Below are 17,487 nucleotides of genomic sequence, written 5' to 3' on the forward strand. Positions count from 1 at the left end.
CCCCGCACGCGTGCGGGGGCGCCTCTCCCGGTCGTTACACCGGTGCGCAGGCGACGGTGGGCGAGGTGGCGGCGCCGCTGGCGGTGAAGCCGAACGACGTGGACGCGTTCGCCGCCAGGTTGCCGTTGTAGCTCGCGTTGGTCACGCTCACGTTGGCGCCCGTCTGGGTCGGGGTGCCGTTCCACAGTTGGGTGATCTTCTGGTCACCCGGCCAGGTCCAGGTGACCTTCCAGCCGGTGATCGCCGAGGAGCCGGTGTTCTGGACCGACACCTCCGCCTGGAAACCGCCCTGCCACTGGTTGCCGGGCTTGTAGGTGGCGGTGCAGCCTGTGCCCGTCGTCGGGGTCACGGTCGGAGTGACGGTGGGGGTGACCGTGGGCGACACCGTGACGGTGGGGGTGACGGTCGGGGTGACCGTGACCGGCGGGCCGGTGCGGTCGCCGTAGATGATGCCGCGGCCGTTGGTGCCCAGGTAGACGCGGCCGTACACGCGCGGGTCGCCGGTGAGCGCCTCGCCCATGTTGCCCCACTGGTGCTTGTCGTCGTTGATGCGCACCCAGCTCCCGCCGGCGTCGTCCGAGCGGTACAGGCCGGTGACGCCGTCGATCGTGGCCACCGTGAAGATCGCCATGTAGTTCCCGCCGGGCGCGGCCTTGCCGAAGCCGACGTTCACGGACTTGGTGATCCCGGACACCTTCGTGAAGGAGGCGCCGCTGTTGGTGGAGTGCCACAGGCCGCCGTCGCCGGCCAGCCAGAGGTCGCCCTCGATGCCGGGCACGGCCTTGAACTTGCCGCTGGTGGGCAGGCCGGTGGCGGCGGTGGCGGTGAAGGTGGCGCCGCCGTTGGTGCTGACGTACAGGCGTCCGCCGCTGAGGCCGTAGAACTTCATCGGGTTGACCCGGTCCGACTCCACGACGGCGTCGGTGGGCAGGCCCGACGCCTGCTGCCATGAGTTGCCGTAGCCGACCGAGTAGACGGGGGTCACCCCGCGAGGCGCCCACACGAAGCGGGAGCCGTCGGCGGCGGAGGCCACCGTGCCACCCTCGTTGACGCCACCCGGCTCCGAGCCCTGGAACCAGTTCGCGCCGCCGTCGGTGGAGAAGGCCACGTGGCTGTCGTTCGGGCGGTCGGCGTCGGTGAAGTTGCCGGCCCGCACCATGATGGACGGCGACTTCTCGGCGTAGTCGAGGCTGGTGGTGGAGGTGAAGTTCGGCTGGGTGAACAGCATCGGCGGTACGGCGTCCAGGTTCGTGTGGCGGAAGCCGCCGATGTCACCGAGGCCGCTGACCAGGGGTGCGCCGCTGGGCGGGCTGATCAGGTCGAGGACGGCCGTCTCCTCCAGGCCCTTCGCCATGGGCTTGATGGTGAACTGGCCGCCTGACACGTCCCATTGCGTGAGGTTCTCGGTGCCGTAGATCGTGGCGCCGGTGCCGTACATCATCCTGTTGGAGTCGAACGGGTCGATCTCCAGCGACTCGGTCATCCAGCCGAGCTTCGGCGTGACCTCGGGCGGCTGCGGGTTCGTGCCGAACGTCAGCCACGGGTTCTCCGTGATGTCCATCTTGTAGCGGAAGCTGCGGTTCGGGTACGAGGTCCAGTCCCACACGCGGGTCCACGTGGCGCCGGAGTCGGTGGAGCGGAAGAAGATCACGTCAGGCCACCACGAGATCTGCGTGGCCACCATGATCGTGCCCGGGTTCTGCCTGTCGATGGTCAGGCCGCTGTAGCCGAAGTAGTCGTCGCTGCTGGAGGACGGGACGGGGCTGATCTGGGTCCAGGTGCCGGTCGCGGTGGCGTAGCGCCAGACGTCGCCCTTGGCGCCGTCGTACGGGCCGCCGGTGTCGCTCGTGGCGATGTAGAGGTAGCCGTTCTCGGTGTCGAGCACCCCCTTGTGCGCCAGGTAGCCGGTGGGCTGCCCGGCCAGCCGCGACCAGGTGGCACCCCCGTCCGTGGTGCGGTAGACGGTGTTCTCCTTGTCGGCGACGCCGACATAGATGGTCTTGGTGGGTGAGCCCTGAGTGGACGAGCGCGGGTCGTAGGTCACCCAGACCACGCCCGGCTTGTGGCTCAGGTAGCCGTTGGGGTCGTTCGGGTCCTGGGCGTAGTTGCCGGGGTTGGGGAAGCTCGCCACCTTGGCCCAGGTCGCGCCGTAGTCGGTGCTGCGCCACAGGCCGTTGCCGTTGGGGGCGCCGAAGTAGAGCACCCGGTTGTCGTTCGGGTCGACGGACAGCGCCTCGCCCATGCCGCGGCCGGGCATGTTGCCGCCAAGCTTGAAGGGCAGCGCCGTGGCCTGCCAGGTGTCGCCCTTGTCGGTGGAGCGCAGGATCGCGCCGTTGTTCGGGTCCCAGCTGTTGGTGTACATGCCGACGGCGGCGTACACGCGGTTGGTCTGCACGGGGTCGGTGGCGAGGCTGATCACGCCGTTGTAGCCCCACTTGTCCCAGCCAACCCAGTCGAGCAAGGGGGTCCAGGACTTGGTGGACTGGTTCCAGCGGTAGGCCCCGCCGATGTCGGTGCGGGCGTAGATGAGGTTTCGCTCCGTCGGGTTGAAGATGATCCCCGGTACGAAGCCGCCACCGTCGATCCTGACGTTCTTGTACGCGTACGGATCCGAGGTGACGGCCGAGACCGGCGACATCCTCACGACAGCCGCCACCAGCAGGACGGCGGCGGTCGTCAGCATGACGAATAATCTTCTTCGCATGCGCGGCTCTCCCTTTCCAGGCACGCCGACAGGCGCCCCAAAGGCGTCAGATGACCGCCATGCACGATCAGATTGCAGGACCCTGACCGTCACCGCGCCTTCGCGCATGAGCTCATCAAAAAGGCTCACACATGGGTGAGGCGAAGGTCAATAGTTTGGATAGACAACGAATTAAGGGGTGAAGGCAAGTGTTTCCCGAGTTTCGGGTCGACGGAAAGGTCGCGCTGGTCACAGGTGCGGCACGGGGCCTCGGGCGGGCCATCTCGCTGGCGCTGGCCCATGCCGGGGCAGACGTCGCCATCGGTCTGCGGGACGCCGGCGACGACGGCGGGCTGGCCGGCGAGATCACCGGCATGGGGCGCGCAACGCTGCCTCTCCAGATGGACATGACCGCCCCGGAGCAGATCGCCCAGGCGGTGCAGGACGTCGTGGACCGGTTCGGCAGGGTCGACATCCTGGTCAACAACGCCGGCATCGCCCCGGGCAACCCGGCGGAGGACGTCACCGAGGAGGACTTCGACCGCACGCTCGCGGTCAACCTCAAGGGCACCTTCCTGGCCACCCAGGCGGCGGGCCGGGTCATGATCCGGCAGCGGCACGGCAGGATCGTCAACGTCGGCTCTCAGGCCGGAGAGGTCGCCCTGCCCGGCGAATCCATCTATTGCATGACGAAGGCGGCGATCGCCCACCTCACCCGCTGCCTCGCGGTCGAGTGGGGGCCGCACGGGATCACGGTCAACAACGTCGCGCCGACGTTCATCCGTACGCCGGGCACCGCCGAGGCGCTGTCCGACCCGGCGTTCGAGGCGGACGTGATCGAGCGGATCGCGGCGCTGCACCGCATCGGCGAACCCATGGACGTGGCCGGGGCCGTGCTCTACCTGGTCTCCCCCGCCGCGTCCCTCGTGACCGGGCACACGTTGGTCGTGGACGGAGGGTGGACGGTTCGGTGAGCGACTTCGAGGACACCTTCGAGGGCGACCGCCTCGACGAGACGAAGTGGATCCCCTACTACCTGCCGCAGTGGACCACCCGCGCCGCCGCGGCGGCCCGCTACCGGCTCGGGGACGGCCATCTGACCCTGCTGATCGAGGAGGACCAGCCGCCGTGGTCCCCCGAACGGGAGGGCGACCTACGGGTGTCCTCTCTCCAGACAGGTCTCTTCTCAGGTCCCGTCGGCAGCCGGGTCGGACAGCACGGCCGCGGCGCGGTGGTCCGCGAGGAACACCCCGAGGTCAGGCTCTACACCGCCCAGTACGGCCGGATCGAGATGCGCGCGAAGGCGATCGACGACCCGAACTGCATGGTGGCGCTGTGGTTGATCGGCTTCGAGGACGTGCCCGAGCGCTCCGCCGAGATCTGCGTCGCGGAGATCTTCGGCCGCGACGTCACGCCGAACGGGGCGCGGATCGGCATGGGCGTGCACCCCTTCGGCGATCCGGCGATCACCGACGACTTCACGGTCGAGACGCTGCCCATCGACGCCCGCGAGTTCCACGTGTACGCCGCCGACTGGACGCTCGGCCACGTCTCCTTCTCCGTGGACGGGCGACACATCAGGACGGTGAACCAGTCGCCGGCGTACCCGATGCAGCTCATGCTCAACATCTACGAGTTCCAGCCGGGCGGCTCCTACCCGAAGGAGTTCACGGTCGACCGGGTACGCGTCCGGGCGGCCCACAACGCGATCCCGATGTAGAGCACCTGCTCCGGGACGCGCTGCCACAGCGGGGTCACGTCCAGCCCGGCGAGCGCGGCGTACACGTTCGCCGGGAGCAGGACCACGAAGAGCAGCGCCAGGCAAATCCCGGCGGCCCTGCGGGTCCCTTCGAGCACGAGCCCCACGGCGCCGGCCAACTCCAGCACGCCCGTCAGGTACACCATCAAGGCGGGGAACGGCACGAACGGCGGCACCATGGCTGCCAGGTCGGCGTGGTTGGGCATGAAGGTCACGCCCGCCGGGACGAAATGCGCGCTGGCCGTCATGACGAGCATGACGGCCAGCCCGTGGGCGGCGCTGACCCGCCAGGTGGCGAAGCGGGCCACGCCCAGCGCGCCGAGAAGCCGGAACACCAGCGTGGCGACCAACAGAACGATCAGGATCATCGACATCTCCTTGGATAGTGGAACTATCTAGATATTAGATAACTCCACTATCCAAAGGCAAGAGGGTTTCGTGGCGGCCACGACCATGCTCATGGCCGCCACGAAACGTCATCGGGCGAGAGCGAAGTCCTTGATCCGCAGGTCGCCCTTGAACACCAGGTAGAGGCTCCCGGTGCCTGCCTTCCCGGTCGCGCTCGCCGTGCCGTACTGGTAGATCCCGCCGGTGGCGGGCGCCTGGAGGGTGCCCAGCAGCGTGCCCGTCGGCGAGCCGCTGCGCACCTCGACCGAGCCGCCGCTCACCGAGGCCACCGAGGCCGTGAGACGGGAGCCCCAGGAAGCGCCGGTGAAGGAGATCCAGTCACCCGCCGAGCCCTCGACGACCTCGCCGCTCACCTTGGTCTCGTCGGCGAAGAAGATCCCCGAGTAGTCGTCGAAGTCCATCGCCCTGGTCGTCTTGGCCAGGTCGCGGACCGGGACGCTCTCGCCGGACACGCGCAGGGTGGTCGTCTGGCGGATCCGGTCGGAGGCGGAGCCGACGAGGACGTCGTGAGTGGCGTTCTCGACGACCCACTTGTTCCGGGTGTGGTCCCAGACGGCCAGGTCCGGCTTCTTCAGGGTGAAGGAGACGGTACGGGTCTCGCCCGGGTTCAGCGTGATCCGCTCGAAGCCGCGCAGCTGCTTGACCGGCTGCTTGAAGCGGGACTCGCGCTGGTGGGTGTAGAGCTGGACGACCTCGTCGCCCTTGACCTTGCCGGTGTTGGTGACCTTCACGCTCACCTTGTCACCCCGGACCTCCAGGCCCTGGTAGCCGAACGTGGTGTAGCTCAGCCCGTGGCCGAAGGAATAGAGCGGCTTGCCCTTCCCGTACAGGTAGGTCATGCCGGTCTTGGTCAGGTCGTAGTCCAGCTTGTCCGGCAGGTTGTCCGACGCGGGCCAGGTCTGGGTGAGCCGGCCGGCCGGGTTGACGTCGCCGAACAGCACGTCGGCGACCGCGCGGCCGGTCTCGGCGCCCGCGTGCGTGGTCCACAGCAGGTTCGGCGCATCCACGATCACCGGGTAGCTGGTCTCCAGGACCACGACGGTCTTCGGGTTGGCCTTGCGCACGGCCTCGATGAGCCGCTTCTGCCCGTCGCCGAGCTGCAGGTTGTCGCGGTCGTGGTTCTCGCGCCCGGCCACGAACGGGTGGCTGCCCACCACCACGACCGCGACCTCGGCCTTGGCGGCCTGCGCGGCGGCCGCGGCGATGCCGTCGGCGACGACCTCCTTGCCGAACTTCGCCGCCTCGGCCTTCGGGGCCAGGGCGAGCGCGCCGTCGGCGGTCACCGTGACGTACGGGTCGGGCAGGCCGTACCAGCCCTCGGCGTTCTCGTAGCCGGCGTACCTGATCAGGTAGCTGCCGTCGGACTGGCGCTCCAGCGCGAACTGCTGCTGCACGAACCAGCCGTCAGGCTCGGCGTCGTCGGTGTCGAGCGAGCGCCAGTCGCCGCCGAGCAGCTTGCCGTTGCCCGCGTTGCGCAGCGTGGACACGCCGCTGGTCCAGTCGGTCAGGTCCCACTGGGAGGCGGCCGTAGGCGCGGTGTCGGTGAGCGCCGCGTTGTCGTCGGCGCCCGTGCCGGTGGCGGTGATGTACTTGCCGGTGGCCAGGTGCTTGAGCGCGATCCGCTCCAGGCCGTCACCGGTGCTGACGTCGCTCACCCGCTCCTTGATCCCGTCGAGCGGGGTCACCTGGTAGGGCATCTGACCGGAGTACCAGTCGCGGTAGAGCCTGGCCGACAGCGGGCCGACCACGGCCGCGGACTTGGGCTTGGCCAGCGGCAGCACGCCGGAGTTCTTGAGCAGCACCGCGGCCTTGGCCGCGGTCTCGCGGTTGAGCTTCTGGTGCTCCTGGCTGTTGATCACATCCTTGGTGATCTTCTTGTACGGCCCGCCGTCCGGGTCGAAGTGCCCCAGCCGGGTCCGGATCGACAGGGCGTGGCGCACCGCGTTGTCCACGTCGGCCTCGGTGATCCGGCCCTGGTCGAGGGCGGCCTTGAGGTTCGTGACCAGCGGCCCGCTGTTGCTGTCGTCGATGGTGAAGCTGTCCTGCCCGCTCTTCAGCACGCCTGCGAACGCCTCGGGCTTGTTGTCGAAGTACTTCTGCAGGTCGGTGAGCGCGTGCGGGCCCCACGCGTCGCTGACGTTGTAGAGCGTCTTGTCCGTCCACGACCTGACCACGGTGTTCAGGTCGGGGTTGACGTGCGCGGGCCGCCCGTTGACCAGGTTGTACGAGGCCATGACGCCGGTGGCGGCGTCCGCCGAGATCGGCGCCTTGAACCCCTGCTCGTAGTACTCGCGCTTGAGCTTCGGCGTCAGGTTGGAGGAGGTGAGGCTGCGGTTGGCCTCGTTGTTGTAGCCCATGTAGTGCTTCAGCACGGGCGCGGCCTTCAGATAGAAGGGATCGTCGCCCTGCAGGCCCTTGCCGTAGGCAGTCGCCATGGCTCCGGTGAGGAGCGGGTCCTCCGAATATCCTTCCTCGTTGCGGCCCGCCCGCGGGTCACGCAGCGGGTCCACCACAGGCGCCCATACCTGGAGACCCCACAGGATCGGGTCGACGTCGTTGAAGCCGCGCACCTCGTCGCCGACCGCGGAGCCGACCTGTTTCATCAGCTTCGGGTCCCAGGTGCTGGCCAGGCCCACGGCCTGCGGGAACACCGTGCCGTTGGCGAACTTCTGCCTCCAGCCGTCGTTGAGGTGGTTCGACCAGGCGACACCGTGCAGCGCCTCGGTGCCGTTCTTGTGGTAGGCGATGCCCAGCCGGGGGATCGCCGCCTGCGACTGGTGCAGCAGGCTCAGCTTCTCATCCAGCGTGAGCCGGCCGAGCAGGTCGTTCACCCGCTGCTCCAGCGGCAGGCTCGGGTTCTGGAAGGGGTAGTCCACCGCCTGGGCGGGCGGCACGGCGAGCAACGAGGCCGCCAGGGTGAGGGTCGCTAACAACGGGATTCTTGAACGCATAAAGGGTCTCCATCATTTGATGGCGCCGACCGTCACACCTCGGGTCAGCGTGCGCTGGAAGATCAGGAAGAAGGCGATCGCCGGCACGACGCCGAGCAGGGCCGAAGCGCTGGACATGGTGGCGTCCATGAACTTCTCGCCCTGCAGGACGGCGAGCGCGACGGGCACTGTCTGGGTGTCGTTCGAGATCAGGAAGATCAGCGGGAGGAAGAACTCGTTCCAGGTCCAGATGAAGAAGAAGATCAGCAGGACGTTGATGGTGGGCCTGCTGATCGGCACCACGATCCGCAGCAGCGACCGCAGCCGCCCCGCGCCGTCGATCGCCGCGGCCTCGAGGATCTCCTTCGGGAACTGCCCCAGGACCGCGCTCAGCAGGTACGTGCCGAACGCCGCCTGGATCACGGTCATGACGATGATCACGGCCAGTTGGGTGTCGTAGAGCCCGACCGCCTTGGACAGGTAGTAGAGCGGGTAGGCCAGCGCCTCCTGCGGCAGCGTGTTGGCCACCAGGAACAGCACGAGGATGGACAACCGGCCCTTCACCCTGCCGATGCCCAGCGCGTACGCGTTGAGCACCGACAGCACGACGGCCAGCACCGCCACGGAGGCGCTGATGATGAAGCTGTTCCAGAGCTTCGTGCCGAAGTCGACCCGGTTCCAGAAGTCGATGATGCCCTGGAGATAGAGCCCGTCAGGCAGGCTCAGCGGCCCTTGCGTGCTGTACTCGGCCGGCGACTTGACCGCGTTCATCGCCACGATCGCGAACGGGAACACCATCACGACCGCCAGCACGACCAGCGCGAACAGCACCGCCCACCGTCCTGGGCCCCTCATTGCTCCCGCTCCTGGACTCGCAGGAACAGGAACGTCACCACGATGATGATCAACGCCAGCACCGTGGCGATCGCGGAGCCGTACCCGACGTTGCTCTTCTGGAAGAAATTCAGGTACGAGAAGTACGAAGGGACCATGGTGGCGTTCCCCGGCCCGCCCCGCGTCAGCACGAAGATCGGCCCGAACACCTTCAGCGCGGCGATCGTGCACGTCAGCAGCACCACGAAGATCTCCGGCCGGATCTGCGGGATCGTGATGTGCCAGAACTTGCGCCACCACGAGGCCCCGTCGATCTCGGCCGCCTCGTAGTAGGCCGGGTCCACCCGCTGCAGCCCGGCCATGAAGATCACGACCGGGTAGCCGAGCTGGAACCAGACCATGACCGCCATGACCGTGGCGAGGGCCAGGTCAGGATCGCCGAGCCAGTCGAGCTCCAGCCCGAAGATCTGGTTGACCGCGCCGTACGACGGGTGCAGCATCCAGCCCCACACCACGCCGGCCACCGCCACCGGCAGGACCTGCGGCAGGTAGTACATCGCGCGCAGCGCCGAGGCCGTTCGGGTCCCGAAGCGTTTGCCGATGTAGTCGAACAACGCGGCCGCCAGCACGAGGCCGATCGCGGTCGGCACGATGGCCATGGCCACGATCAGCGCCACGTTGTGCTGGAACGACTGCCAGAACCGCTCGTCCTGCAGCAGCCTGGTGTAGTTGTCGAACCCGATCCACCTGGGCGTCCCCACCCCGGACCAGCGGGTGAAGCTCGCGCCCACGTTCATGAGGAACGGGACGACGATCACGCCCAGGAAGAGCAGCAGGCTGGGGGCGAGGTAGAGCCAGTACCCCCTCGTACGCACTCTCATCTAGTTACCAATGTCGGCGAGGTTGTCCTCGTACGGCTTGGCGATCTCGTCCAGCACCGCGGAGGGGGCCTTGCTGCCGTTGATGAGCTCCTGGACCCCGGCCACCAGCACGTCGTAGTAGCCGGGCGCCGGCCAGTCGGGGTAGAAGGCCAGGCCGTCGGCGGTCGTCAGCTTGTTGAAGGACTCGATGAGCTCCTTGCTCTTGGCGTCGGTGATCGCGGCCGGGTCGGCGGCCACGGGAACACCGCCGGAGTTGCCCAGCAGGTTCTGGATCTCCTTGCTCATCGTGATGTCGATGAAGTCGTAGGCCAGGTCCTTGTTCTTCGACTTCTCGGGGACGACCCACAGGTTCCCGCTCGAACCCGGCGACATGGTGGCGCCGGGGAACAGGAAGTGACCCCACTCGAAGTCCTTGATCGTGGAGGCCACGCGGCCGTACCACCAACTGCCGCTGATCATGATGGGGAACTTGCCGTTCATGAACGCCACGCCCATGTCCTCGGCCTTGAGCCCGGCCGAGTTCTTGGCGATGTAGCCCTTCTTCACCCAGTCGGTGAACGTGTCCGCGCCGTAGGTGAACTCGGGACCGTGGAAGTCGACCTTGCCCTTGTAGGACTGGAACGCATCGAGCCACGGCTTCTGCGCCTTGGTGAGCGCGAGCTGGTAGAGGATCTGCTGCGCCGGATATTCGGCGCCGGCGTTCGAGATGGGCGTCACGCCGGCCTTGACGAACGTGTCCAGCCCGGCGGTGAACTCCTCGAACGTGGTAGGGACCTTGACCTTGTGCTTGTCGAACAGGTCCTTGTTGTAATAGACCATCACGAACTCGCCGTAGTTCGGCACGCCGAACCAGTTGCCGGCGCCCATGACGCCGCGGTCGTCGTATTTGGCGGTGGTCTGCAGGCCGCCGGGCAGCAGCTTGTCCCAGCCGCGCTTGGTGGCCTCCTCGGTCAGGTTGGTGAGCAGGCCCTGCTTGGACAGCAGGCCGGCGGTGGCGTTGCCCTTGTTGTACTCCATGATGTCGGGCGCCTCATCGGAGTTGAGCACCATGCTCGCCGTCTTCTGGATCTGCTCGAAGCCCTTCTCCTCGAACTTGACGGTCACGTTCGGGTGCGACGCCTCGAACTTCTTGATGGCCTCCGCCCACGCCTTGGCCATGGCGCTGTCTTTCGACTCGTAGTGCCAGAGCTTCAGCACGCGGGGCTCGGTGCCCTGCGCCGTCGGGGGACTCTCGGTGCCGCCGGAGCCGCAGGCCGTCAGGACCAGGACCGCAGCGGCCAGCGCCGCCGCGCCTCTGAGTTTGCGCATGATCCCTCCAGGGGGTGTTACGAAAGGACGGCCCGCGCGGGAGCTCCGGCCACCGGGGCGATCTCCACCGCGGTGACACGCTTCGGGCCGGTGACGGCGACACGCAGTTCATCGCCGTCCCTGGTGGCGACGGCGACCGTCACGCCGTCTTCGTCGTGGATCTCGGTGGTGCTGTCGCCGCCCCCGAAGGCGACGAGGGTGATCTCTTGCGGCACGTCGATCGTGTCTCCTTGCTCGGAGACCGGTATCAACGCGCCATGGCGGACGTACAGGGGGATCTGGTCGAGCGGCTTGCTGACCTGGACGTAACGGGTGCCTTCCAGCACCTCGCCTGTCCAGTAGTCGACCCACAGGCCGTGCGGCAGGTACACCTGCCTGACGCCTTCGGGCGCGACCATAGGCGCGACCAGCAGGTCGCGACCGAACAGGTACTCCAGGTCGGCCTGCCAGGCCACGGGGTCGTCCGGGTAGTCCACGCAGAGCGCCCGCATCATGGGCGCGCCGGTGCGCGCGGCCTCGACGGCCGCCGAGTAGAGGTACGGCATCAGCCGGTAGCGCAGCTTCAGCGCCTGCACGGCCAGGTCCTCGACAGCCGGGAACTCCCACGGCTCGCGAGTGGTCGTGCCGTGCAGCCGCACCAGCGGCGACAGGGCGCCGAACTGGGTCCAGCGGACATACAGATCGTCCGACGGCCGGCCGGTGAACCCGCCCGCGTCGTGGCTCCAGAACGGCACCCCGGACAGGCCGTGCGCGAGCCCGCCTCTGATCGTGCTGCCCATGGCGGCGTAGCTGGTGTAGGTGTCGCCGTTCCACTGGGCGCTGTGCCGCTGCCCGCCCAGGTACGACGAGCGCGCCCACACCAGCCCGTGCCCGTTGACCTCACGTGTGACGTCGGCGACCACGTCGTTGAACAGCAGCGTGTAGACGTTGTGCAGGTCGGTCCCGCTCATCCCGTTGTAGGCGACGGCGTCCGCGGGCACGCCCTCGGCGAAGTCCGTCTTGAACGCGTCCACGCCCTGCCGCAGCAGATCTCTCAGCAGCCCCTTGAACCAGCCGGCCGCCGCCGGATTGGTGAAGTCGACGATCCCGCAGGCGGGAAACGACCCATGCCAGCAGTCAGCGACGTACGCCTCCCCATCGTCCTTCTTCAGGAAATATCCGGCGCGGGCCGCCTCCTCGAAGGCCGGGCTGAGATGGGAAATATAGGGATTCATCCACAGACAGACCTTGAACCCCATCCCATGAAGCTCGTCCAGCATCTGCTCCGGCTGCGGGAAGTTGACGGGATCCCACTGCAGGTCCGACCAGTGCCCGTCGGTCTGCCAGTAGGTGTCCAGGTGCAGCACGTCGCACGGGATGCCGCGCTCCCTGATCGTGCGCGCCCTGGCCAGCACCCGCTCCTGGCTGTCCACGCAGAACCCGGAGGAGATCCACGTCCCGAACGCCCACTTCGGAGGCAACGACGGGCGGCACGTCAGCCGGTCGTAACGGTCCAGAACGTCGGGCGGGGTCGGCCCCGCGATCACGTAGTAGTCCATGACGTCGTCGGGCACCAGGATCTGCACGACGCTGTGCGTGGACTGGCACACGTCGAACTCGGTAGGCGCGCCGCTGTCGACCAGCACGCCGTAGCCGCGGCTCGACACGTACAGGGGGACGTTCTTGTAGGCCCGCTGCGACTCGGCGCCGAAGGCGTCGAAGTTCCACATGAGCGGCCGCTGGCCGCGCTTGTCCAGCCGCGTGAACGACTCCCCGAACCCGGCGAACGCCTCGTCGGGCGCGGCGGCGAAGCTCTCGTGGAACGCCACGGACGCCCCGCCGGCGCTCGATCGGCCGAACGGGAGCGTACGCAGCCGTCCGCTGATGTCGGTGTGCCCGCGGTCCTGCTCCAGCAACGTGGCCCCGGAGGCGTCGGTGAAGCGCAGATGCCACGGCGCGAGGCTGATCTCGGCCTTCAGGGATCCCGCATCGATCACGATCGGCTCACCTGGAGTGATCCCGGCACGGGCCCCTGAGTACGTGCCGGGGGTCACCAGCGAGATGGCCCCTTCCGACCGCGGCCTGGCGGCCGCGTCCTCCGACAACCGCACCCGGATCACACCCTCGCCGGCCACACCAACCTGCACGACCAGCGTCTCCTCCGCCGTCGTGACCGCCTTCAGCATCACCTCGGCGCCATCGGCAGCGACCAGCTCGGCCGCGGCCACCGCCGACAGGCCACCCTCGCCGCGTGCGCGAACCGGCAGTTCGGGCGGGTCCGCGACGAAGTACTCGTGCGCGACCAATGGGGGGCGATAGGGCATGGAAGCTCCTTATGGACGGCTGCGCCAACTCAGTGAATTAGTTTGCTGTCCATACCAACAAACGTCAACGGCTATCGCCTGCCCGTTTGGGTTCTGCCCCAGCCCGACCAGCCCAGCCACGCCCCGGCGAACCCCGTGCCGCCCCTGCCTCAAAGGGCGGTTAGGGTGATCGCCATGCAGGACGACGTCTACCGCTACAACAAGGACCGCTGGGAAGCCCTTGTGGAGGCGGACGCCTTATTCACCCGTCCCATGCTCGACCTCGACACGGAGAAGGCCCGGGCTTATCTGGGCCTGGAGAGGCTGGGCCTTCCTGGCGACCTGGCCGGCCGGAAGGTGCTCTGCCTGGCAGGAGGGGGCGGGCAGCAGTCTGCGGCCTTCGCTCTGCTCGGAGCCGACGTGACGGTTCTCGACATCTCGTCCGGGCAGTTGGAGCGTGACCGCTCGGCCGCCGAGCACTACGGCGTCGGCATCCGCACCATCCAAGGAGACATGCGGGATCTGTCGGCCCTCGACGAGTCCTCGTTCGACCTGGTCTGGCATCCGTACTCGTTGACGTTCGTCCCGGACTCCCGGATCGTTTTCCGCGAGGTCGCGAGAGTCGTCGCACGAGGCGGCCACTACTACCTGATGTGCGCCAACCCGTTCTTCGCCGGACTCACACACGACTCGTGGAACGGCGAGGGCTACACGCTCAAGCTGCCCTACACGGACGAAGCCGAGGCCAGTTATCCCGACCAGGACTGGGTCTACGACCGGAAGGCGCCCGGCCGCGTGATCAGCGAACCGAGGGAGTACACGCAGACGCTGAGCCGGATTGTCAACAGCCTGACCGGGGAGGGCTTCGTGCTGACGCTTCTGTCTGAAGTCCGAGGCGACTACCCCGGTGCGGAACCGGGCAGTTGGTCACACTTCACGGGGGTGGCCCCGCCGTGGCTGGAATTCGTCTGGCAGTATCGCCCCGGCATTGTCGGAGGGTGAGGGAATCCGGCTAGATGCCGCTCGCCGTCTGAGGCTGCATGAGACGGCGGGCGGCCTCGGTGATCGAGCCGGACAGTGACGGGTAGACCGCGAACGTGTGCGCCAGCTGATCGACCGTCAGCCGCTGCTGGACGGCCACCGACACCGCCAGGATCAGCTCCGACGCCCGCGGAGCCACCACGACCCCGCCCAGCACGATCCCCGTGTGCGGCCGGCAGAACAGCTTGACGAAGCCGTCGTTGAAGCCCTGCATCTTGGCCCGCGCGTTCGTGGCGAGCGGCAGCTTGACGACGTTCGCCTCGATCTCGCCCGCCTCGATGGCCCGCTGCGCGACCCCCACCGCCGCGATCTCCGGGTCGGTGAAGATGTTGGAGGCGACCGTGGCCAGCCGCAGCGGCTGCACGGCCTCCCCGAGCGCGTGCCAGACGGCGATCCGCCCCTGCATGGCCGCCACGGAGGCCAGCATGAGCACACCGGTGCAGTCCCCAGCCGCGTAGACGCCCGGCGCGGACGTGCGCGAGACCTTGTCGACCTTGATGAACCCGCCCCGGTCCAGCTGGACCCCGGCCTCCTCCAGCCCGATCCCGGCCGTGTTGGGGACCATGCCGACCGTCATCAGCGCGTGGGATCCCTCGGCCGTGCGCCCGTCCTCCAGGGTCACCACCACTCCGTCGGCGGTGCGCTTGACGGAGGACGCGCGCGAGCGCCCCATGACGTTCATGCCACGCCGCCGGTAGACCTCTTCGAGCACCTCGGCGCCGTCGGCGTCCTCGTTGGGCATCATCCGGTCCCGGCTGGAGACCAGCGTGACCTCGGCGCCGAGGGAACGATAGGCGCCGGCGAACTCCGCTCCGGTCACACCCGACCCCACCACGATCAGGTGCTCGGGCAGCTCCTCCAGGTCGTAAAGCTGACGCCAGTTGAGGATGCGTTCGCCGTCGGGCTCTGCCCCGCGCAACACGCGCGGCGTCGCGCCCGTGGCCACGAGCACGACGTCGGCCCGGATCGTGCGATCCCCCGCCCGCACGACCTGCGGATCCACCAACCGCCCACGAGCCTTGATGATCTCGACACCCTCGGCCTCGACCCGGGTCGCGATGTCCGCGGACTGGGCCTGCGCCAGCTCTTTCACCCGCTTGTTGACCAGCGGCAGGTCGACCCCGACCGTGCCCGGCTCGCCGTCGGGCCCGCCGTCGAACGAGATGCCCAGCCCCGGCGCGTCGAGCAGCGCCTGCTTGCGCACGGAGGTCGCGATCAGCGTCTTGGACGGCACGCAGTCGGTCAGCACGCACGCACCGCCCGGCCCGTCCTGCTCGACCATGGTGACCTGCGCGCCTAGCTGGGCGGCCACCAGCGCCGCCTCGTAGCCGCCGGGTCCGCCACCAATGATCACGATCCTCGTCACGTGTCCCATTCTCCCGTACGAGCTCGGCCGAGCTGCAACCGGGCTGCGTCCCATCCAGCTCGGCGACGAAGGATGACGGATCCTTCTGCCGCACCTGGTCTCCTGATGGATCGCCTCGGCTCTTCGGCATGGCAGGATGTCGCGGTAGCTGGACGACGAGCAACACCCAGCGAGAGGGGTGGATCGTGGCGTGGCCCTCAGATTCGGAGAAGCCGAATGAGCTCAGGCTTTATGCCGCGTATGGCTCCAACATGGATCCTGAGCAGATGGCCATGCGCGCCCCGCACTCCCCCATCCGGGGCGTCGGCTGGCTGACCGGCTGGCGCCTGACGTTCGGCGGGCACGACCCGGCCTGGGGCGGCGCGCTCGCCACGATCGTCGAGGATCCGGACGAGCACGTGTTCGTCGTGCTCTACGACGTGCCCGACTGGGAGGAGACCTCGCTCGACCAGTGGGAGGGCGCGGTCCGCGGCGCCTACCACAAGGTGCGGCTGCGGGTGCAGACCCTCGAGGGCGAGGTCGTGGCCTGGTTCTACGTGCTCGACGGCTACGAGGGCGGCCTGCCGTCGGCCCGCTATCTGGGCAGCCTGGCCGAGGCGGCCGAGCGGGCGGGCGCCCCCGACGACTACGTCAAGGAGCTGCGGGAGCGCCCCTGCACCTCGTTCGGCTAGCTGAGCGGCTGATCCTTGGTCTCGCGCAGCACGAAGATGTAGACCAGGGTGGAGATCAGCGCGAGCGCCGACATGTACCACGGGAACAACCCCGGGTTCTTGGCCTCCTGCAGCGCGGTGCCGATCAGCGGGGCGGTGCCGCCGAAGAGCGCCACGGTCAGCGAATACGGGAATCCGGCCCCCGCCGCCCGCACCCGCGTGGGGAAGAGCTCGGAGTTCACCGCGGCCGAGATCGAGGTGAAGCAGCCGAGGAAGACCATGCCGACGAGCTGCACGAACAGCAGGCTGCCGTACGCGTCGGTGAGGGTGCCGAGCAGCGGCACAGGCAGGATCAGGAACCCGAGGCCGAAGGTGATCAGCATCGGCCTGCGCCCGATCCGGTCCGACAACATGCCCAGCAGCGGCTGCAGGATCATGAAGAAGACCAGCGAGATCGTGCCGATCTGCAGCGAGTCCGCCTTGTCGAACCCCACGGTGATCTGCGCGTAGGTGGGCAGGAAGCTGGTCCAGGTGTAGTACGCGACGGTGCCGGCGATGGTGATGCCGACGATCGTGAGGGCGGACCTCGGGTGGTGCTTGAGGAAGTCGAACAGCTTCGGCCGCGCGGCCTCGCCCCGCTGGATCTCCTCCGCCACGGCCGAGGTCTCGTCGGCGCCCTTCCGGATCCACAGCCCCACGAGGCTGAGCACGGCGCCCACGATGAACGGGATACGCCAGCCGTAGGAGCTCATGTCGGCCTCGACCAGCACCGTGGCCAGCAGCGCGGCCAGGCCGGAGGCCAGCAGCTGGCCGATGGTGGTGCTGACGTACTGGAAGCTCGAGAACAGGCCGCGGCGGCCGGGCGGGGCCGACTCCACCAGGAACGTGGTGGCGGCGGCGAACTCACCGCCCACCGACAGGCCCTGGATCAGGCGGGCGAGAGTCAAGATGACCGGTGCCAGGACACCCACGGCCGCGTAGGTGGGGGTCAGGCCGACGAGCAGCGATCCCGCGCCCATCAGCACGATCGTGAACGTCATCGCGGCCTTGCGCCCATAACGGTCGGCGAACGCGCCGACCAGCAGGCCGCCCAGCGGGCGCATGAAGAAACCCACCGCGAAGACCGCGAATGAGCTCAGCAGCGGCACCAGGCTGTTGCCCGCGCTCTCCGGGAAGACCTGCTTGGAGAAGTAGATGGCCAGGAACGTGTAGGCGTACCAGTCGTACCACTCGACGACATTGCCGATGCTGGCCGCCATGAGCTGGCGGGATCGGCTTTTGGGGATGCCGAGGGGGGATTGGGTCACGGGGGAGGTCGCCACGGAGGCTCCTTTGCTGACATGTG

The 17,487-nt window shown here is 68.2% G+C and carries 13 protein-coding genes; 4 read left to right on the forward strand and 9 right to left on the reverse strand.

Features of this window, described 5'->3' with window-relative positions; all coding sequences use genetic code 11:
* Positions 1-34: 34 nt before the first annotated feature.
* On the reverse strand, positions 35-2,704 hold the full coding sequence (locus OHA25_RS59405) for a cellulose binding domain-containing protein (RefSeq protein WP_327585536.1): 2,670 nt from the start codon (positions 2,702-2,704) through the stop codon (positions 35-37).
* Positions 2,705-2,892: 188 nt separating this feature from the next.
* On the opposite strand from OHA25_RS59405, the gene OHA25_RS59410 reads away from it, so the two are divergent.
* Positions 2,893-3,657 (forward strand): SDR family NAD(P)-dependent oxidoreductase, encoded by a 765-nt coding sequence (locus tag OHA25_RS59410; RefSeq protein WP_327585537.1) that lies wholly within the window; start codon positions 2,893-2,895, stop codon positions 3,655-3,657.
* The gene (locus OHA25_RS59415; RefSeq protein ID WP_327585538.1) at positions 3,654-4,403 is read left to right on the forward strand and encodes a glycoside hydrolase family 16 protein; all 750 of its coding nucleotides are present in this window, start codon (positions 3,654-3,656) and stop codon (positions 4,401-4,403) included. The genes OHA25_RS59410 and OHA25_RS59415 overlap by 4 nt, the downstream gene beginning before the upstream one ends.
* Here OHA25_RS59415 and OHA25_RS59420 read toward each other — a convergent pair.
* The 6 genes from OHA25_RS59420 to OHA25_RS59445 form a co-directional block, all read right to left on the reverse strand.
* Positions 4,337-4,810: a DoxX family protein gene (locus OHA25_RS59420; RefSeq protein ID WP_327585539.1), complete on the reverse strand. Its 474-nt coding sequence runs from the start codon at positions 4,808-4,810 to the stop codon at positions 4,337-4,339. The two genes, OHA25_RS59415 and OHA25_RS59420, sit on opposite strands and share 67 nt — an antisense overlap.
* A 108-nt stretch (positions 4,811-4,918) precedes the next feature.
* Positions 4,919-7,801 (reverse strand): glycoside hydrolase family 3 protein, encoded by a 2,883-nt coding sequence (locus OHA25_RS59425; RefSeq protein WP_327585540.1) that lies wholly within the window; start codon positions 7,799-7,801, stop codon positions 4,919-4,921.
* A 12-nt stretch (positions 7,802-7,813) separates the two neighbouring features.
* Positions 7,814-8,635, reverse strand: a complete 822-nt coding sequence (locus OHA25_RS59430) for a carbohydrate ABC transporter permease (protein WP_305920202.1) — start codon at positions 8,633-8,635, stop codon at positions 7,814-7,816.
* Positions 8,632-9,495, reverse strand: a complete 864-nt coding sequence (locus OHA25_RS59435) for a carbohydrate ABC transporter permease (protein WP_327585541.1) — start codon at positions 9,493-9,495, stop codon at positions 8,632-8,634. Before OHA25_RS59435 ends, OHA25_RS59430 begins: the two co-directional genes overlap by 4 nt.
* Positions 9,496-10,803 (reverse strand): ABC transporter substrate-binding protein, encoded by a 1,308-nt coding sequence (locus OHA25_RS59440; protein WP_327585542.1) that lies wholly within the window; start codon positions 10,801-10,803, stop codon positions 9,496-9,498. It abuts the gene before it with no gap.
* Between the two features lie 17 nt (positions 10,804-10,820).
* Positions 10,821-13,106 carry a TIM-barrel domain-containing protein gene (locus OHA25_RS59445; RefSeq protein ID WP_327585543.1) on the reverse strand — a complete coding sequence of 762 codons (2,286 nt, stop codon included), beginning with the start codon at positions 13,104-13,106 and terminating at the stop codon, positions 10,821-10,823.
* 174 nt (positions 13,107-13,280) lie between these two features.
* Between OHA25_RS59445 and OHA25_RS59450 the strand changes: the two genes are divergently transcribed.
* The gene (locus OHA25_RS59450) at positions 13,281-14,087 is read left to right on the forward strand and encodes a class I SAM-dependent methyltransferase (protein ID WP_327585544.1); all 807 of its coding nucleotides are present in this window, start codon (positions 13,281-13,283) and stop codon (positions 14,085-14,087) included.
* A 10-nt stretch (positions 14,088-14,097) separates the two neighbouring features.
* Here the strand turns inward: OHA25_RS59450 and OHA25_RS59455 are convergent, their stop codons facing one another.
* A complete protein-coding gene (locus OHA25_RS59455; protein WP_305920197.1) occupies positions 14,098-15,492 on the reverse strand; it encodes an NAD(P)H-quinone dehydrogenase in 1,395 nt (464 codons plus the stop codon).
* 185 nt (positions 15,493-15,677) lie between these two features.
* Here OHA25_RS59455 and OHA25_RS59460 point away from each other — a divergent pair, with 185 nt between their 5' ends.
* Positions 15,678-16,163, forward strand: a complete 486-nt coding sequence (locus OHA25_RS59460) for a gamma-glutamylcyclotransferase (RefSeq protein WP_305920196.1) — start codon at positions 15,678-15,680, stop codon at positions 16,161-16,163.
* Here the strand turns inward: OHA25_RS59460 and OHA25_RS59465 are convergent.
* Positions 16,160-17,464, reverse strand: a complete 1,305-nt coding sequence (locus OHA25_RS59465) for an MFS transporter (protein ID WP_327585545.1) — start codon at positions 17,462-17,464, stop codon at positions 16,160-16,162. The two genes, OHA25_RS59460 and OHA25_RS59465, sit on opposite strands and share 4 nt — an antisense overlap.
* Positions 17,465-17,487: the final 23 nt, after the last annotated feature.

The organism is Nonomuraea sp. NBC_00507, from assembly GCF_036013525.1.
Taxonomy (GTDB): domain Bacteria; phylum Actinomycetota; class Actinomycetes; order Streptosporangiales; family Streptosporangiaceae; genus Nonomuraea.

Excerpts from the sequence above, each read along its gene's own strand:
- OHA25_RS59405 (WP_327585536.1), bottom strand. The coding sequence starts at position 2,704 with ATGCGAAGAAGATTATTCGTCATGCTGACGACCGCCGCCGTCCTGCTG.
- OHA25_RS59420 (WP_327585539.1), bottom strand. The coding sequence starts at position 4,810 with ATGATCCTGATCGTTCTGTTGGTCGCCACGCTGGTGTTCCGGCTTCTC.
- OHA25_RS59425 (WP_327585540.1), bottom strand. The coding sequence starts at position 7,801 with ATGCGTTCAAGAATCCCGTTGTTAGCGACCCTCACCCTGGCGGCCTCG.
- OHA25_RS59430 (WP_305920202.1), bottom strand. The coding sequence starts at position 8,635 with ATGAGGGGCCCAGGACGGTGGGCGGTGCTGTTCGCGCTGGTCGTGCTG.
- OHA25_RS59435 (WP_327585541.1), bottom strand. The coding sequence starts at position 9,495 with ATGAGAGTGCGTACGAGGGGGTACTGGCTCTACCTCGCCCCCAGCCTG.
- OHA25_RS59440 (WP_327585542.1), bottom strand. The coding sequence starts at position 10,803 with ATGCGCAAACTCAGAGGCGCGGCGGCGCTGGCCGCTGCGGTCCTGGTC.
- OHA25_RS59445 (WP_327585543.1), bottom strand. The coding sequence starts at position 13,106 with ATGCCCTATCGCCCCCCATTGGTCGCGCACGAGTACTTCGTCGCGGAC.
- OHA25_RS59450 (WP_327585544.1), top strand. The coding sequence starts at position 13,281 with ATGCAGGACGACGTCTACCGCTACAACAAGGACCGCTGGGAAGCCCTT.